This is a genomic window from Eikenella corrodens, from assembly GCF_900187105.1.
GTDB classification, from domain to species: Bacteria; Pseudomonadota; Gammaproteobacteria; order Burkholderiales; family Neisseriaceae; genus Eikenella; species Eikenella corrodens.
This window is the reverse complement of record NZ_LT906482.1, coordinates 1339683-1356808: the sequence shown is the minus strand read 5'-3', so window position 1 is coordinate 1356808 and position 17126 is coordinate 1339683. Positions and strand designations below refer to the sequence as shown.

At 58.8% G+C, this 17126-nt stretch carries 19 protein-coding genes and 1 pseudogene; 11 read left to right on the top strand and 9 right to left on the bottom strand.

Annotated elements, in window-relative coordinates:
- Window positions 1–183: 183 nt before the first annotated feature.
- Together CKV94_RS06825 and hslO are read right to left on the bottom strand one after the other, a co-directional pair.
- The gene (locus tag CKV94_RS06825) at window positions 184–855 is read right to left on the bottom strand and encodes an IS1595 family transposase (RefSeq protein ID WP_064103266.1); all 672 of its coding nucleotides are present in this window, start codon (window positions 853–855) and stop codon (window positions 184–186) included.
- A gap of 69 nt (window positions 856–924) precedes the next feature.
- A complete protein-coding gene (hslO, locus tag CKV94_RS06820) occupies window positions 925–1812 on the bottom strand; it encodes an Hsp33 family molecular chaperone HslO (RefSeq protein WP_003824010.1) in 888 nt (295 codons plus the stop codon).
- 121 nt (window positions 1813–1933) lie between these two features.
- On the opposite strand from hslO, the gene rfaD reads away from it, so the two are divergent.
- From rfaD to CKV94_RS06805, 3 genes are all read left to right on the top strand, one after another.
- Window positions 1934–2932 (top strand): ADP-glyceromanno-heptose 6-epimerase, encoded by a 999-nt coding sequence (rfaD, locus tag CKV94_RS06815; protein WP_003824009.1) that lies wholly within the window; start codon window positions 1934–1936, stop codon window positions 2930–2932.
- Window positions 2933–3133: 201 nt separating this feature from the next.
- Window positions 3134–3799, top strand: a complete 666-nt coding sequence (locus CKV94_RS06810) for a response regulator (RefSeq protein WP_003824008.1) — start codon at window positions 3134–3136, stop codon at window positions 3797–3799.
- An 88-nt stretch (window positions 3800–3887) separates the two neighbouring features.
- Window positions 3888–5237 (top strand): ATP-binding protein, encoded by a 1350-nt coding sequence (locus tag CKV94_RS06805; protein WP_003824006.1) that lies wholly within the window; start codon window positions 3888–3890, stop codon window positions 5235–5237.
- Window positions 5238–5493: 256 nt separating this feature from the next.
- Here the strand turns inward: CKV94_RS06805 and CKV94_RS06800 are convergent, their stop codons facing one another.
- The 5 genes from CKV94_RS06800 to CKV94_RS06780 form a co-directional block, all read right to left on the bottom strand.
- Complete coding sequence (locus tag CKV94_RS06800; RefSeq protein WP_003824005.1) at window positions 5494–5982, bottom strand: YbjQ family protein; 489 nt, start codon at window positions 5980–5982, stop codon at window positions 5494–5496.
- Between the two features lie 9 nt (window positions 5983–5991).
- On the bottom strand, window positions 5992–6309 hold the full coding sequence (locus CKV94_RS06795) for a YbjQ family protein (protein WP_223417311.1): 318 nt from the start codon (window positions 6307–6309) through the stop codon (window positions 5992–5994).
- Between the two features lie 221 nt (window positions 6310–6530).
- Window positions 6531–7424 (bottom strand): LysR family transcriptional regulator, encoded by an 894-nt coding sequence (locus CKV94_RS06790; RefSeq protein ID WP_003824002.1) that lies wholly within the window; start codon window positions 7422–7424, stop codon window positions 6531–6533.
- A 6-nt stretch (window positions 7425–7430) separates the two neighbouring features.
- On the bottom strand, window positions 7431–7733 hold the full coding sequence (locus tag CKV94_RS06785; protein ID WP_003824001.1) for a hypothetical protein: 303 nt from the start codon (window positions 7731–7733) through the stop codon (window positions 7431–7433).
- 3 nt (window positions 7734–7736) lie between these two features.
- On the bottom strand, window positions 7737–8150 hold the full coding sequence (locus tag CKV94_RS06780) for a DUF2251 domain-containing protein (protein WP_035580733.1): 414 nt from the start codon (window positions 8148–8150) through the stop codon (window positions 7737–7739).
- A gap of 123 nt (window positions 8151–8273) precedes the next feature.
- Here CKV94_RS06780 and CKV94_RS06775 point away from each other — a divergent pair, with 123 nt between their 5' ends.
- Window positions 8274–8933 (top strand): NAD(P)-dependent oxidoreductase, encoded by a 660-nt coding sequence (locus CKV94_RS06775; protein WP_003823999.1) that lies wholly within the window; start codon window positions 8274–8276, stop codon window positions 8931–8933.
- A 128-nt stretch (window positions 8934–9061) separates the two neighbouring features.
- Here CKV94_RS06775 and CKV94_RS06770 read toward each other — a convergent pair whose 3' ends face one another.
- Window positions 9062–9844: a polyamine aminopropyltransferase gene (locus CKV94_RS06770; protein ID WP_035580730.1), complete on the bottom strand. Its 783-nt coding sequence runs from the start codon at window positions 9842–9844 to the stop codon at window positions 9062–9064.
- 382 nt (window positions 9845–10226) lie between these two features.
- Here CKV94_RS06770 and CKV94_RS06765 point away from each other — a divergent pair, with 382 nt between their 5' ends.
- The 3 genes from CKV94_RS06765 to CKV94_RS06755 are packed head-to-tail and all read left to right on the top strand — an operon-like array spanning window position 10227 to window position 12403.
- Window positions 10227–10982 carry an SDR family oxidoreductase gene (locus tag CKV94_RS06765; protein WP_003823994.1) on the top strand — a complete coding sequence of 252 codons (756 nt, stop codon included), beginning with the start codon at window positions 10227–10229 and terminating at the stop codon, window positions 10980–10982.
- A 15-nt stretch (window positions 10983–10997) separates the two neighbouring features.
- Window positions 10998–11486, top strand: coding sequence for a Fur family transcriptional regulator (locus CKV94_RS06760; protein WP_003823993.1), 489 nt, complete (start codon window positions 10998–11000; stop codon window positions 11484–11486).
- Window positions 11474–12403, top strand: a complete 930-nt coding sequence (locus tag CKV94_RS06755) for a CobW family GTP-binding protein (RefSeq protein ID WP_003823992.1) — start codon at window positions 11474–11476, stop codon at window positions 12401–12403. Before CKV94_RS06760 ends, CKV94_RS06755 begins: the two co-directional genes overlap by 13 nt.
- A 51-nt stretch (window positions 12404–12454) precedes the next feature.
- On the opposite strand, the pseudogene CKV94_RS11595 reads toward CKV94_RS06755, so the two are convergent.
- Window positions 12455–12564, bottom strand: a pseudogene (locus CKV94_RS11595) (IS5/IS1182 family transposase); the annotation flags it as partial.
- Between the two features lie 127 nt (window positions 12565–12691).
- Here CKV94_RS11595 and CKV94_RS06750 point away from each other — a divergent pair.
- From CKV94_RS06750 to zapE, 4 genes are all read left to right on the top strand, one after another.
- Window positions 12692–13318: an HI_0552 family protein gene (locus tag CKV94_RS06750; RefSeq protein ID WP_003823991.1), complete on the top strand. Its 627-nt coding sequence runs from the start codon at window positions 12692–12694 to the stop codon at window positions 13316–13318.
- 117 nt (window positions 13319–13435) lie between these two features.
- Complete coding sequence (locus CKV94_RS06745; RefSeq protein WP_003823990.1) at window positions 13436–14203, top strand: sulfite exporter TauE/SafE family protein; 768 nt, start codon at window positions 13436–13438, stop codon at window positions 14201–14203.
- Window positions 14204–14378: 175 nt separating this feature from the next.
- Window positions 14379–15557, top strand: coding sequence for an O-succinylhomoserine sulfhydrylase (metZ, locus tag CKV94_RS06740; RefSeq protein WP_003823988.1), 1179 nt, complete (start codon window positions 14379–14381; stop codon window positions 15555–15557).
- Window positions 15558–15923: 366 nt separating this feature from the next.
- The gene (gene zapE / locus CKV94_RS06735; RefSeq protein WP_035580726.1) at window positions 15924–17057 is read left to right on the top strand and encodes a cell division protein ZapE; all 1134 of its coding nucleotides are present in this window, start codon (window positions 15924–15926) and stop codon (window positions 17055–17057) included.
- Window positions 17058–17126 lie beyond the last annotated feature (69 nt).

The following is a 17126-nucleotide window of genomic DNA, read 5'->3' as shown; positions in this document are numbered from 1 at the left end:
CTTGCGACAGAGCAAATGAACGCAGCGGACCACCCTACAGATTTTCAGGTAGCCTGCAACGACACAGGCTACCTGAAACATATTCAACAAAAGGCTACCTGAAAACCGAGCAACAGTTTTCAGGTAGCCTTTTTATACAAGGGGCTTAGGAAGCAAAATTTATGGGGCTGTACTAGATTAGCCCTAAATTCCACACCACTCCCGCAAGATTTTAAGCTGCCGGGATGGTGTGCCGAAGTTAAATCGAAATTCGCATTCTTTCAAGAACAGCGGGAAAGATTTGCGATCGATTCCGTTGTACTTGCGTAAGACGCGTTTTGCCTGATTCCAAAAGTTCTCAATACCGTTAATATGCCGCGTACCACGGACAAACTCATTGTCACCATGATGTACCCTGAAATGTTTGGCAAAACCCATGTCAACCAATCCCTGATAACCGCGCCAACCGTCGGTATTGATGACACTCTCGATACCGACACGACCTCTAATGACCTTTTGCAGCGTTGCCTTGGAGGCATCGGGAACAATCTCGGTATAAACCTTGTCCCCACGTTTCAAAATGCCGAAAACGATAGTTTTCCCACCCGCACCGCGCCCGCGTTTGCCTCTGATGCGTTTGGCACCAAAATAGGATTCGTCCAATTCTACAATGCCGTATAAAGGTGCCTGCCTCCCGCATTCGTCAGCCAAACGCCGGCGCAATTTCAGGTACAGGTTATTGACACTTCTGATGCTGACACCCGTCAGTTTTGCGGTATCGGAGGCAGTCAAATCCAAAGCAAACAGCCGCAGGAGCTGGCGAAATTTGGGCTCGGTAATTTTACTGAACTTTTGGTACTTGTTTTTTAAATTCATTTCAGAAGCTTATCACTATATTGAGTGATTTTGCTTCCTAAGCCCCTATACAATTAAGATAATGCGGCCTTATTGCAGCTGCTGCCCGGTCATGGCTTCGATTTCCATGCCGAACAGGGCTTGCACGTCGGTGTCGTCGAACACGTATTTTTCGCCGCAGAAGTCGCAGTCGATGGCGATGCTGCCTTGTTCGGCCACGATATTGCCCACTTCCTGCCCACCCAGAAGCAGCAGCATATCGCTCACTTTGCCGCGCGAGCAGGTGCAGGCGAATTCGATTTGTTCGGGCTCGAACACGCGCGGCGGGGTTTCGTGGAATAGGCGGTAGAGCAGGTGTTGGGCGTCGAGCTCGATCAATTCCTGCGGGGTAACGGTGTCGGCTAGGGTGGTGTAGTGCGTCCAGGCGTCGGCGTCGATTTGCTGTTCGGGCAGCCTTTGCAGCAGCAGGCCGCCGGCGGCGTGTTCGGAGGCGGCGAGACTGATGTGGGTGTCGAGCTGCTCGGAGCGGCGCATATAGGCGCTGAGCATTTCGGCGATGTTGCTGCCTTCGAGCGGTACGATGCCTTGCCAGGGTTCGCCTTCGTTGGGCTGGAGGGTGATGCCGAATACGGCGTTTTCGCCGAGCAGCTCAATCAGGCTGCGGCCGTCGTCTAAGTTGGCTTGTTCGTTCCAACGGGCGGTGGCGCGGCAGCTGTAGTTGGAGTCAGTTTCGGCCACGAGCATTTTGAGGTCGCCCTGCCCTTGGATTTGCAATATGAGCTTGCCGGGCAGCTTGAGGTTGCTGGAAAGCAGGACGCCGGCGGCCAGCAGCTCGCCCAGTGCGCTGCGGATGGCGGCGGGGTAGGGTTTGCGCTGTACGATGTGCTGCCACACGCTTTGCAGCTGCACATGCAGGCCGCGCACGGGCTGGTCGTCAAAAATAAAGCGGGTGCGCAGATTGGCGGATTGGGTGGTCATGATACTGTCCTTGTTGTTATCTTGTATTGGGCTGCTATATGGTTTCCAAGAGCGGATATTCAAGTTTCAGGTAGCCTGAAATCGGTTAAAATACCCGCCAACCCGTTATCAGGAAAAGCTCATGACCATCATCGTTACCGGCGCCGCCGGCTTTATCGGCAGCAACATCGTGCACGCGCTCAACCGGCGCGGCATCACCGACATCATCGCGGTGGACAACCTCAGCCGCGCCGACAAATTCCGCAATCTGGTGCAGGCCGATATTGCGCACTATCTGGACAAACACGAATTCATCCGCCAAGTGCGCGCCCACCAAATCAACGGCGGCGACATCGAAGCCATCTTCCACCAAGGCGCCTGCTCCGACACCATGAACCACGACGGCGTGTACATGATGGACAACAACTACCAATACACGCTCGACCTGCTCGACTGGTGCCAAGACGACCGTATCCGCCTGATCCACGCCTCCTCCGCTGCCGTATATGGCAAAGGCCAAACCTTCCGCGAACAGCGCGAATTGGAAGCCCCGCTCAATGTGTACGGCTATTCCAAATTCCTGTTCGACCAAGTATTGCGCCGCCGCATGGCGCGGCTGCACAATCAAGTGGTTGCCCTGCGCTATTTCAACGTATACGGCCGCCGCGAGCAGCACAAAGGCCGCATGGCCTCCGTGGCCTACCACCACTTCCACGAATACCGCGAGCACGGCCGCGTCACCCTGTTCGGCAGTTACGACGGCTACCCCGCCGGCGCGCAAAGCCGCGACTTCATCTGCGTGGAAGACGTAGTCAAAGTAAACCTCTTCTTCTACGACCATCCCGAAGTATCCGGCATTTTCAACTGCGGCACCGGCCGCAGCCAGCCCTTCAACGACCTGGCCGCCGCCACCGTCAACGCCTGCCGCGCCCGCGAAGGCAAGCCCGAACTGCCGCTGGAAGAACTGGTGGCACAAGGTTTGATTGTGTATAGCGACTTCCCCGACGCGCTCAAAGGCAAATACCAAAGCTTCACCCAAGCCGACATCAGTGCCCTGCGCGCCGCTGGCTATACCGAAGAATTCGACGACGTGGCCACCGGTGTGCGCCGCTATGTGGATTGGTTGGCCGATCAGGATTAAGCGCCACACCGTAGCATTCTGATTTCAATCTACTATACTTAGTTGCAATTTATGTTTTCAGGTAGCCTTCCAACATGGAGGCTACCTGAAAACATAGCAGCACAAAGTTGCTGCCCAGCCCAAACCTTTCCGCCCTAATTTCCCCCTAATTCACGCCTGCTATACTGCCACCATCCCCCTCCCACCCCAAGCCAAACCGCCATGCGCATCCTCCTCATCGAAGACGACACCATGATTGCCGACGCCGTAGCCGGCAGCCTCAAAGACAGCGGCTACGCCGTAGATTGGATCAATAACGGCCGCACCGCCGTTACCGCCTTCGGCAGCCAAAGCTACGACCTCATCCTGCTCGACCTCGGCCTGCCCGGCCAAGACGGCCTCGACGTATTGCAGCAGCTGCGCGGCAGCGGCAACACCACCCCCGTGCTCATTCTCACCGCCCGCGACGACCTACACAGCCGCCTCTCCGGCCTCGACGGTGGCGCCGACGACTACCTCATCAAACCCTTCGACATGGCCGAATTGCAAGCCCGCATCCGCGCCGTCCTGCGCCGCCAACACCAACGCGCCAACCCCCTGCTTGGCAACGGCTCCCTCACCCTCAACCCCGCCGCCCACCAAGTGGAAATCGTCGGCCAGAGCGAACCCGTTGCATTGAGCAACAAAGAATTCGCCATCCTCGAAGCCCTGCTCCAACGCCCCGGCACCATCCTTTCGCGCAGCAGCCTCGAAGACAAAATCTACGGCTGGGGCGAAGAAGTGGAAAGCAACGCCATCGACTACCTTATCCACGCCCTGCGCAAAAAAATCGGCAAAGAACACATTAAAAACATCCGCGGCGTCGGCTGGATGGTGCCTAAAGGATAAAACGCCAACCAGACCACCCCGCTACTGCTTCGGTTAGCATTGCCTCGCCACTAAATCCAAGCTGCAGCCCACACCCAACCGACACCCCATGAACCTCCCCATCCCCATCCCCTTCCGCCACTCCATCCAGCTTCGCCTGGCCGCCGCGCTCAGTGCCGCCCTGCTGCTCGCCGCACTCCTGGCCGGCGGCTTTGCCTTTTACGACAGCTACCGCAGCACCAACAAACTGCAAGACGATCTCCTGCGCCAAATCGCCGCCCACATCGACCCCAGCAGTCTACCTGAAAACACCAAAAGCCAGCGCGACGCCCACATCCGCATCCAAACCCCCGCCGGCGACCGTGCTAGAGCCCACGATGACGATGACGACGATGATGACGACCACATCACCCTTCCCACGAACCTGCCCGAAGGCCTGCACACCTTCCAAGAGCCCGATAGTAATGACACCTACCGAGCCTACATCCGCCACACCCCCCAGGGGCCCGTTGCCGTGCTCCAAGAAAACGACTTCCGCGAAGGCATGGCCGAACATGCCGCCTGGAACAGCGCCATGCCGCTCATCCTGCTCGCCCCCCTCAGCATCCTGCTCACCATCTTCATCGTTCGCCGCACCATGCAGCCCGTGCACCGCCTTTCCCAAAGCCTCGAAGCGCGCCGCAGCAGCGACCTCGCCCCGCTGAGCACCGAAAATATCCCCAATGAAATCCGCGGTTTCATCCAAGCCATCAACCGCCTGCTTGAGCGCACCCATCAAGCCATGCAACAGCAACAGCGCTTCATCGCCGATGCCGCCCACGAACTGCGCAGCCCCATGACCGCCCTCTCCCTGCAAGCCGAACGCCTGGCCGCCAACAGCCTGCCCGAACCCGCTGCCGGTCAGCTCGCCAGCCTCCTGCAAGGCATCCACCGCAACCGCCGCCTGCTCGAGCAACTCCTCTCACTCTCCCGCGCCCAAGCCCCCGAAGCCCAGCGCCCCCGAGAGCGCCTGTCCAGCCAAGACCTCTTCCGCAGCGTAATCGAAGACCTCCTGCCCCTGGCCGAAGCCAAAGAGCAAGACCTCGGCGTATCCAGCCCCGCCAACCCCGTCTTCCACGCCAACGAAGCCGACCTCTACACCCTGGTCAAAACCCTGGCCGACAACGCCATCCGCTACACTCCGCCCGGCAGCCAAATCGACTTGAGTGCCGAAGAAACACCCAGCCATATCATCTTCCGCATCGAAGACAACGGCCCCGGCATCCCACCCGCCGAACGCAGCCGCGTGTTCGACCCCTTCTACCGCATCCTCGGCAGCGGCCAGGAAGGCACCGGCCTCGGCCTCTCCATCGCCCGCACCATCGCCGAACGCCACGGCGGCCGCATCGAACTGGCCCAAAGCCCCCACCACCCCAGCGGCCTGCTCGTGAGCGTGTATCTGAGCAAACAGTATTTGTAGCGTTTTTCAGGTAGCCTCGTTCATTAAAAGCTACCTGAAAACAGTGATTGCCGGATTTTCGCAGAGTAGGCGTTTATGCCCACGCAGTTTTTAACTTCGTTGAAACGGTGCTTTCAGGTAGCCTGAACGAGAGTATGTGGGCATAACTACCCACCCGATGCTGGCTGTAATTCGGTTTAGCCAAAAATACAAGGCCGTCTGAAAAACTCAGACGGCCTTGTAATTCTTGGCATCAATTATGTAGAGACTGAACCGGCTAAGACAGCACTCCTGCCGTGCCATAAGCCAACACTTCAACCGTACCTACCACACCGCCTTGTTGCGGTTGATAGATATTATCCAAAGAGGCTGTTTCCAATTTGAAGTTCAACACGGCATTTGCCCCTTTCGCTGCAGCCTGTTCTTTTAGGCGCAGTACGGCTTCGCGCCGTGCACGGTCGAGCAAGGTTTCGTAGCTGCGGATATTGCCGCCGAAAAAATTGCGGAACGCTGCCAGCATGCGGCGGAAATAATCGCTGGAAACCACAACTCCCGCATAAACCAATTCCCCACCGCTGAAATCCTGCGGCGGTTTTTTAACGGCAATGACCATGATATGCCGCAGCGCAGCTTCCCGCGCCTCTATATCGGCATAATGCTTCCGCTCAATATGGCGGCCGGTGAAATAGGTGATCAGCAGCAGCCAAATCGGCCATAGGTACACCAGCAGCAGGATGACGGAGAACCCATCGTTGTCGTTCGACATCGCAGCCCCCTATTCCAAAACCACAGCTGTACCGTAGGCAAAGATTTCGGCAGCCCCTGCCGCTACGGATGCAGTGGAAAAACGCACATTTACTACGGCATTGGCACCGGCCTGACGCGCTTGTTCGACCATGCGAGCAATCGCCTCATCACGGGCTTCGTTTAAAAGTTCGGTGTAGCCCTTCAGTTCACCGCCAACCAAGTTTTTCAAGCCCGCCATAAAATCCCGGCCAACATGTTTGGCGCGCACGGTTGAACCCTGAACCAATCCCAAATGGCGGACGATGGTGCGGCCGGGAACGGTTTCAATATTGCTCAGTAACATCATATTTTTCCCTTTCATTACATTGAAATTTTATACAGGCTGCCTTGGCATAAACCTGCGGCCGCTCCGTTATGGACAACGGCTGCCCATCATATCATTTCCGCCAACGCCCAAACAATTCAGCCACCATCCTTGCTTCTTCTGAGCAGGCTTCTCCGTTGGGCTGGGCAACTGCTTCCCCACACGGATCATCAATACCTCCTATCTGCACCCCAACGTATTTTTCAGGTAGCCTCTGCCTCCCCCGCAAAGCTCTCTTGCAAGATCCGTAACACGGCAGCGGTGCGGGCGGCTTGAACGCGGTGGGGCGTTACGGCATAGATGGTAACGGCGGGCAGCTGCCAATCGGGCAGGAGGATTTGCAGCCGGCCTTGGGCAACGGCATCGCGGGTTTCACCGGCAATAATCAGGGCAAGGCCGAGACCGGCTTCGCACAGGTGGCGCACGGCGGCGAGCTGGTTGCAAACGGTGCCGCGATCGATGTTGAGCAGATAACGTTCATTGCCGCGCGCAAGCTCAATGTGCGGCGGCAGGTGGTACACCCAAGGGTGGGCAGTGAAATCGGCAGGATGGGTAATGGCGGGGGCGGTTTTCAGGTAGCCCGGAGCAGCGCAAATTTGCCAAGGCCATTCGGCCAGCCGGCGGGCAACCAGGTCGGGCTCGTCCAAGGCATGACCGCCGCCGCGCAGGGCGATATCGATACTGCCTTCGCGCAGTTCGGCGATGGCTTCGCCAAAGTGTAATTCAAGGCTGAGGGCGGGATGTTCGCGGCGGATGCGCCGCAGGGCGTGCTGAAAGGCGGCAGCACTCACTAAACCGGTGGGCGCGGCCAAGCGCACGCTGCCGGCAATGTCGGTTTTGAGGCCGTCGAGCGCGGTGCGGGTGTCTTGCACGGTGGCAAGCAGACGGCGGCAATGCGCGGCTAGGGCTTGGCCGGCATCGGTGGGGGCCAGGCGGCGGGTGCTGCGGTGCAACAATTTCACGCCGTGTAGCTTTTCCAGCCGGCTGATGTGCTGGCTCACCGCAGACGGGGTCATACCCAAGGCTTGGGCGGCGGCGTTCATGCTGCCGTGTTCGAGCACGGCGGCGAAAGCGAGCAGGGGTTTGAGATCATCCATAACAGTTTATTTAAACAAATTTTTTGTCTTCACCGTATAAGCGCTGCCTTCAAACACGCGTATTTCAAACTCAAGCCGTGTGCAGATGCTTTCCAAGGGGCGGCGTTTTTTGGCGGTGAGCGTGAGGCTGTCTTGCTCTGCGGCGAGCTCGACATTTTTGATGTTTTCCTCCCGCATGATGCGGCGGATGATTTTGGCCAGCTCGTGGCCGCTTGGGGCGCGTTGCGAGGAAAAGCAGCGTTCGTGGCTGCCTAAACCGGCAAACGACAGGCTGAAGCGGTTGCCGGCCTGAACAATTTGATTGTGCATGGTTTATGCGCCCAGCAGTTGGTCAAGCAGCTCATCGCTCAGCAGGCGGTTTGGCTCACGCAGCCAGTCACCGTCGGCCTCGGGGAAAGCATTGCGGCAATAGCCGGCGTGGGCGGTAAAGTCGAACACGGCGTGGATGTAGCCGTTGATATCAAGCGCGGCCAGGCCGAGGTCTTCGCTCCATAGAATACTGATTCCGGATGGGATATGGCGGTCGGCCACGTCTTCCACGTTATAAATATGCAGCGCATCGAGGATACCTTCCTCTTGATGCATGGCATAGAAATAACCGGTGCCGCAATCGTCTTCAAACACCACGCCGTAGGGGCTTTGTTCGAAAAAAGATTCCAACACCAACTCTTGGCCGGGGGTGAATTGCTCGGGTTCGCGGCCCAAATACAGGGTTTTTTGTGTCATGACGGTCTCCATTATTTAGCTGAGCTTCACAGCGTAAACAGTTTACAGCGGATTATCAAGCGGGATTAATGCCCTTAGAATGCGCTCCATCATGATTAATCAACAAAACTTAAGGAGCTAAATATGAAATTCGCTGTAATTGGTGCCACCGGATATGTGGGCAACGCTGTGGTGCGCGAGCTGGCAGAACGCGGGCATGAAGTAAGCGCCTTTGCGCGCAACACGGATAAGGTGTTGGCTGCGCCAAATGTGAAAGCCGTGCAGGCCGATGTACATGCAGCCGATTTTGCCGCGCAACTGGCCGGCTTCGATGCGGTGGTGAGCGCATTCAACTCGGGCTGGACCAATCCGAACATCGGCCGTGATTTCACCGCCGGCTACGCAGCCATCCTAGCGGCAGCCAAAGCGGCGAAAGTGCCCTATCTTTTGGCCGTGGGCGGCGCGGGCAGCCTGTTTGTGGCGCCCGGCGTGCAGCTGATTGATACGCCCGAATTCCCGAAAGAAATTTTCGATGGCGCCAACGCCGCACGCAATCTGCTGCGCGACTTGCAAACCCAACATGCCGATGTGAACTGGGCGATGATTTCCCCGCCCGCCTGCCTCGGTGCCGATGGCGGTTTCAACGAAGAACGCACCGGCCAATACCGCCTGGGCAGCGACGAACTCCTGATGGTGGGCGATGCGCCGGCCGGCATCAGCGTGGCAGATTTGGCCATTGCGATTGCCGATGATGTGGAGAAGAAAGCCCATCTGCACCAACGCTTCACCGCAGCAGCCGTGTAAATAAGGCATACCAAAAGGCTACCTGAAAACCATATAGTTTTTCAGGTAGCCTTTATTTCATTCCACAAAGCGGGCACTCGCTGCCCGCACAAATGCTTTTCAGGTAGCCTTTGTCATAGCCGCCAGCCTCAACGTAGCCACTGCCAAGTGCTGTCCGGCGGCACGTGCGCCTGGTGCAGCATGGTTTTGAAGTCCAGGCCGTATTGCTCGCCCAGCTTGGCGGCTTTTTTCTGCAGTGCCGCCAGCGGCTGGGGCGCTTGGTTTTGGAAGGCGAGCACGGCCACGTTACCGTGGGTTTCGGCGGGCACGCACAACACGCGCTGTTCAAACACCTGCGCGAGCCGTTGCAGGAAAAGCGGATAGCGTTTGTCGCCGCTCCACCAATTGGTGACGAAAATGCCGTTGTCGCTCAGGGCGGTGCGGCAGTCGGCAAAAAACGGCTCGGCCACCAGGGCATCGATAATCTGCACGCCATCGAAGCCGTCCACCAGCAAAATATCCGTGCCGCCGCGCAGGGTTTTGATGTATTCCGCGCCGTCGGCCTCGATGATTTCAAATTTCTCGCCTTCAAACGGCAATTCAAACAGGCCGCGCGCCACGCTGATTACCTGCGGGTTGATTTCCACCGCCGTTTGCGCCACCTCGGGCAGGTGGGCATCGATCCAGCGTACAAACGAGCCGCCGCCCAGCCCGATTTGCGTGATGTGGCGCACGTTTTCGGCAAACAAGAGCCAGGCCATCATGGCGCGGCTGTAGGAAAGCACTAGCTCGGCGGGATAATCCACATTCATCGAGCTTTGCACCGTTTCGCTGCCCAAATGCAGCGAGCGGATGTTGCCATGTTCGGAAATGCCCACTTCAGGCAGGGCGAAACGCGCCGAACGCAGGCGGCGGTAGGGATGACGTGCCATATCAACAAGCCTTTGGCCAAAATGCGGAAGGCGCGCATTCTAGCACGGTTTTCAGGTAGCCTTATACCGCCGCCCGCCGCTATTGGGCAGAATACTGCGCTCCGCCACAGGCTACCTGAAAATATAGTGGATTAGAAATAAGAATGGGACAAGGCGGCAAACCGCAGACAGTACAGGCAATACGGCAAGGCGGGCCAACGCGGTAGCGAAAGTTAAGTTGGCTTGCTATAGCCTTGCTGCCATTTTAAAGCTGCCGGCGAGCTGCCGGTGTTATACTATTGCTTTTAGCCAAAGCCGTTATTCCTTCCTGCAAAGCGAGCCAACGCCATAGGAAGAGAAGCACCCCGGCTATATCGAGCAATCCAGCACAACGGAGGCAATCATGAGCATTTTGGTCACCGGCGCATCAGCCGGTTTCGGGCGGGCCATCTGCCGCACCCTCGCCGCAGCGGGCTACCGCGTGATCGGCGCAGCGCGGCGTGCCGACAAACTGGACGAACTGTGCGCGGAATTGGGCGACAACTTCCTGCCGCTGCAAATGGACGTGGGCGATACCGCCTCGGTGGACGCCGCGCTCAAAGGGCTACCTGAAAACTTTGCCCAGATCGACTGCCTGGTCAACAACGCCGGCCTGGCCTTGGGTTTGGACCCGGCCCATCAAGCCGATTTCGCCGACTGGCAAACCATGATTCAAACCAACATCATCGGCCTCACCTACCTCACCCGCCAAGTGCTGCCCGGCATGGTGGCGCGCGGCAGCGGCTATATCATCAACCTCGGCTCGGTGGCCGGTACCTACCCCTACCCCGGCGGCAATGTGTATGGCGCCACCAAGGCCTATGTGCGCCAATTCAGCCTGAATCTGCGCGCCGATTTGGCCGGCACGGGCGTGCGCGTGAGCAATATCGAGCCCGGCCTGTGCGGCGACACCGAATTTTCCAACGTGCGCTTCAAAGGCGACGACCAACGCGCCGCCGATTTATATAAAAACGTGGACTACATCCGCCCCGAAGACATCGCCGACACCGTGCTGTGGCTCTACCGGCGCCCCGCGCACATGAACGTGAACAGCATCGAAATCATGCCGGTGGCGCAGAGCTTCAACCCGCTCGCCGTTGTGCGCCACCCCAGCCAATAATAATAGGAAGCAGCCATGACCAAGCACTCTGCACCCGACTACAAAACCGCCATCATCGCCCGCGCCCGCGAGCAAGGTCTGCAGATTACCGCCCTGCGCGAGCAGGTGTTGGATATCGTTTTGCGGCAGGAAGGCGTGATTAAGGCCTACACCGTGCTGGCGCAAATGCAGCAGCAGAGCAACGGTGTGGTGGCGCCGCCCACCGCCTACCGCGCGCTCGATTTCTGGGCCGAACACGGCGTGCTGCACAAAGTGGCCGCAGTAAACGGCTATGTTTTATGCAGCCATGCCCGCCACCATTGCGACGACCACTGCCACAGCAGCGACGAGCAGCAACACCACCACAGCGCCTTCATTTTGGTGTGTACCGAGTGCGGCAACACCGATGAGCAAACCCTCTCCCGCGAATGGCAGGCGCTGTGCGCCGGCGTGGCCGCAGGCGGGTTTAAATTAAAAGAAGAACATGTTGTTTTAACAGGAATATGCAAACAATGTCAGAAATAAAGAAAGCAAAAGTACATCTGTTTTCCGGCTTTTTGGGAACAGGCAAAACCACCGCCCTGTGCCACCTGATGGAGCAGAAGAGCCCCGATGAAAAATGGGTGATCGTGGTAAACGAATTCGGCGAAATCGGCATCGACGGCGCCGTGCTGAGCGACAACGGCATCCCCGTGGCCGAAATCGCCGGCGGCTGCCTGTGCTGCGTGGCCGGTGCGCAGATGGGCACCACCATCAACCGCATGGTGAGCGGCAACAAGCCCGACCGCATCATCATCGAAGCCAGCGGCCTGGCACACGCCGCCAGCGTAATCGACGAGTTGCGCGCCAAACCCTTCGACCAAATGCTGGATATCGGCGCCGTATTTACCCTGGTCGACCCGCGCCAATTCACCAACCCCGACTACGCCAACCAGCCGCTCTACCGCGACCAAGTGAGCGTGGCCGACGTGCTGATCGCCAACAAAACCGACATGTGTAGCCCCGAAGAAATGGCCGCCTTCCGCAGCAAAGCCGCCCAGCTCTTCCCACCCAAAGCCGCCGTGCTGGAAACCACCGATGCTTATTTAGACATCGCCCTGCTGGAAACCTCGGTGGTGGAAAAAAGCCGCTACCGCATCAAAGAGCTGCCCGACAACAGCATGGGCCTGCAATCGCAAGGCTACACCTTCCCCGCCGGCAGCAGCTTCGACGGCGAAAAGCTCACCAAATTCTTCAACGACCTGCCCAAACTGTGCGAAGGCCTCATCCGCGCCAAAGGCGTGTTCCAAGTGCTCGGCAGCTGGGTGTGGCTCAACTGGAGCGAAGGCCAATGGGGCGCCAACCAAGTGGCCTGGCGGCGCGACAGCCGCTTTGAAGTGATCGCCAAATCCTTCGACAGCGACGCGCTGGAACAAAGATTGCAAGCCGCACTGGAAAAATAAAACGGAAGGCTACCTGAAAAAGGTTTCGGGTAGCCTTTTATTGTATGCCTAATATAGTGAATTAAATTTAAACCAGTACAGCGTTGGCTCGCCTCGCCGTAACGTGTGTACTGTCTGCGGCTCGCCGCCTTGTCCTGATTGAAATTTAATCCACTATAAAACACAGATGCCCCGTTCCTATTTGCCGGTCAAAAACCGATTTCAGGCAGCCCCAACATTCATTGAGGCTACCTGAAACCCCATTTTTCAGGTAGCCTTTCCACCTTTCTTGCCAGCCGCCAATCCATCATGCTCACCCCGCAAAGCTGCGACCTGTTCCAACGCCCGTTTTTCCAGTTCGCCCAAATCCGCCAATACCAGCCCGAAACCGAAGCACAAACCAAGGCCGACTACAAAGCCGCGTGGCAAGTGTGGCGCACGTTGGTTTTTCAGGTAGCCTCCGAATTGGGCGCAGGCTTTGCCCCGCCGCATATCGAACGCTGGTGCAACGGCTGGCAGGTGCGCGCCCACTTTTTCGCCTATTTCAAATATCAAACCCATGCCGATACGGCGGTGATTCTCTCGCTGCTGCTCAACCGCCGCAGGCTCACCGCCAGCCTCGAATGGCACGAATACCGCGCCGCCCGCTCCACCCTGCCACTGGCCTGCTACCAACAGGCTTTGGCCGATTTCCCGCACGCCGAATTTGCCGACTTCCAAATCTGGCACGGTAGCGACAGCGAATACGCCGACTACCCCGCCATCGCCACCGCCCCGCCAGAAGCCTTCGCCCTGCGCAGCCCGCAGGACTTCCTCTGCCTCGGCCGCCACTTGGAGCGTGACCAACTGGAGCAGGCCGACAGCGCGACTTGGCTAGTCGAAACCCTGCACCGCCTACTGCCGGTGTACGAAGCCTGCCACAACGTGCGGCTGTGAGCGGAAGCAAGTGTTCCCCCCGGCTGCCGTTAAGGCTACCTGAAATCTAAAAGAGACACACAAAACCAAACGGCAGCGTTGCAACGTCGCCCTGCCCCATCATCAACGGAGAAACCCATGGAACTTCCCTTTATCCTGCTGCTCATCACCGGCTTTTTGGCCGGGCTGATGGATGCGGCCGTTGGCGGCGGCGGGCTGTTGCAGCTGCCCGCGCTGTTCGGCGTACTGCCGCCAGCCACGCCCGTGCCCACTGTACTGGGCACCAACAAGGCAGCTTCGTTCGCCGGCACCTTCACCGCCGCCGGCCAATTTGCCCGCCGCCTGCAGCTGCCGTGGAAAATGCTGCTGCCCGCCGGCGTGCTGGCCTTTGCCGCTTCGTTCGCCGGTGCGAAGCTGGTGGCCTATGTGCCGGTGCAATACATGAAACCGGCCATGCTGGTGATTATGGTGGCGATGTTTGTGTACACCTTCTTCCGCAAAGATTTGGGGCAAACCGAGCGCACCCACGCGCTCACGCGGGGCGAAATGCTGCTGGGCACGGCATTTGGCGCGGCCATCGGCTTTTATGACGGCCTATTCGGCCCGGGCACGGGCAGCCTGCTGGCCTTCGTGTTCGTGCGCTTTTTTGCCTACGATTTCCTCACCGCCACCGCCTGCGCCAAGGTAATCAACCTGATGACCAATCTGGCCGCACTGAGCTTTTTCATCCCCAGCCAACATGTGCTGTGGCATTGGGCGCTGCCGCTGGCAGCGGCCAACCTAAGCGGCGGCTTCTGCGGCGCAAAGCTGGCGGTGCTCGGCGGCAGCCGCTGGCTGCGCTACGGCTTTATGGCTTTGCTGTGCCTATTGATTGGCAATTTTGCCCGCCAGCTTTGGTTATCTTAGGCAGCGGGTTTCCGGCGGCAGGCAAAAAGAGTATGCTTAAGGCCGTTTATCGCATTGTTTATTTGCTATCGTGTTTCCAACCGCACGAAAATTGCTTTTCAGGTAGCCTGATCAGGCAGAATTGAGGCTACCTGAAAACCCCATCCTCCCTATTCATTCACTTGGAAAAGACACCATGACCCAACCGCTTCATCCGCAAACCCTCGCCATCCGCGGCGCCAAAGAGCAAACCGACTACAACGAACACAACCAAGCCCTGTTCCTCACCAGCAGCTTCATGTTTGATTCCGCCGCCGACGGCGCCGATTTGTTTGCCCACAGAAAACCCGGCTTCACCTACTCGCGCACCGCCAACCCCACCGTTTCCGCCTTTGCCCGCCGCATCGCCCTGCTCGAAGGCGGCGAAGCCGGTATCGCCACCGGCACCGGCATGGCCGCCATCCAAGCCTCCCTGCTCACTTTCCTCTCCGCCGGCGACCACCTCGTCACCAGCCGCAGCCTGTTCGGCACCACCCTGGGCTTTATCCAAAACCACATCACCCGTTTCGGCATCGAAGTTACCCTCGTGCCGCAAACCGACCCCGCCGCCTGGCGCGCCGCCGTGAAGCCCAACACCAAAATGCTGTTTGTGGAAACCCCGTCCAACCCGCTCAACGAAGTTGCCGACATCGCCGCGCTGGCCGAAATCGCCCACAGCAACGGCGCCCTGCTCACTGTAGACAATTGCTTCTGCTCCCCCGCCCTGCAGCAGCCGCTCAAATTCGGCGCCGACTTGTCCGTGCAATCCGCCACCAAAGCCATCGACGGCCACGGCCGCGTGATGGGCGGCGTGGTGTGCGGCCGCGCAGAGCTGATGGAAAAAGTGGCGATGTACACCAACTCCGCCGGCCTTTTGCTCTCCCCGTTCAACGCCTGGGTGCTGCTCTCCGGCTGCGAAACCCTGCCGCTGCGGGTCGAAAAACAAAGCGCCCAGGCGCAGGCTGTGGCCGAATGGCTGGAAAAACGCAGCGAAGTGGCCAAAGTGTATTACAGCGGCCTGCCCAACCATCCTCAAGCCGCGCTTTCCGCCAAGCAGCAATCCGGCGGCGGCATCGTGGTGGCCTTCGAGCTCAAAGGCGGGCAGAGCGCCGCCTGGCAAGTGATCGACCGCGTTAAAGTCTTCTCCAAAACTGCCAACCTCGGCGACGTACGCTCCACCATCACCCACCCTTGGACTACCACCCACTGCCGCCTCGAGCCCCAAGCCAAACTCGAAGCCGGCATCCGCGAAGGCCTCATCCGCCTATCTATCGGCCTAGAAGACACCGCCGATCTGATTGCCGACTTGCAACAGGCATTGGAAAGCATCCGCTAAGCCCAACGCAGTGCAGCATACAAAAGGCTACCTGAAAACGAATAAAGATTTTCAGGTAGCCTTCAATCTGGCGGCTATCTATAGCCTGAATAATGATTTCTTCATCCCAAGCAGCGCACCGCAGCCAGCACGGCAAGTTAAGCCAACGCGATATGAAAACGAGGCATTTCAGCCATAGCCCGTCCGCTTCCCCGCCCGATCACACCTGTTCATCCCCCGCCATATCAGGCACAATAGCGCAGTTTTTCATCCATCCCGCCTCCTATAGCGGAAACACTTATTTCCATGCCGGGCAACAACCAACGGCGTAGGAAGTAAGCAGCATTTTCGATATAAAGGCTACCTGAAACCCTCCAAACACACATCATGACCACATTCACCCCGCCCCCCTTCGCCGGCCACAGCCCCCTGAGCTGGTATCAGGCCGCGTCCAAGCAGCTCGGCTTCATCCGCGATGCCGCCCAAGAAACCGCCATCCGCCGCCTCGACCAGCTCTGGCACGAGCTCAAGGCCCACCACCAACAGCGCGGCCGCCTGCTGGGCAAACTCTTCGGCAAAAAAGCCCAGCCGCCTAAAGGCCTCTATTTCTACGGCGGCGTCGGGCGCGGCAAAAGCTTCCTGATGGACGCCTTCCACGGCTGCCTGCCGCCCGGCACCGCCCGCCGCGTGCACTTCCACGCCTTCATGGCCGAAGCCCACCGCCGCATGCGCGAACACAAAAACCAAGCCAACCCCCTGCAAGCCGTGGCCCGCGACATCGCCCGCGATGCCCAAATCCTCTGCTTCGACGAATTCCACGTGAGCGACATCGCCGACGCCATGATTCTCGGCCGCCTGCTCGAAGGCCTGCTGGCCGAAGGCGTAGTGCTCGTCGCTACCTCCAACTACGAGCCGGCCGGGCTCTACCCGCAAGGCCAAAACCGCAGCAGCTTCCTGCCCACCATCGCCCTGCTCGAAAAAAGCCTCGACATCCTCAACGTGGACGGCGGCCAAGACTACCGCCAACGCAGCCTCAGCCCCGCCGACATCTTCTTCATCCCCGACGATGCCGCAAGCGAAGCCCAGCTCGCCGCCCTGTTCGAGCGCCACACCGGCCAAGCCCCCCTGCCCGGCAGCCTGCCCCTGCTCGGCCGCGAAATCCCCACCCAAGGCCAGGCCGACGGCGTATTGTGGTTCCATTTCGACGCCCTGTGCCGCGGCCCCCGCTCCCAAGCAGACTACCTCGCCCTGGCCGAAACCAGCCGCATGATTTTCGTCTCACACATCCCGCAGCTCAACGAAACCGAACGCGCCGAAGCCCGCCGCCTCACCTGGCTCATCGACGTACTCTACGACTACCGCGTCAAACTCAGCGCCAGCCTCGCCTTGCCGCCCGAACAAATCTATACCCACGGCGACTTCGCCAACGAATTCGTGCGCAGCGCCAGCCGCCTCACCGAAATGCAGTCCGAAGCCTACCTCGCCCTGCCGCACCTCACACTAGACAAAGAGGCTACCTGAAAGCGCAGCTTCAGCCACGCCAAAACAGCCCACTCTTTTTCAGGTAGCCTGAACCAACAAGGAAAACCC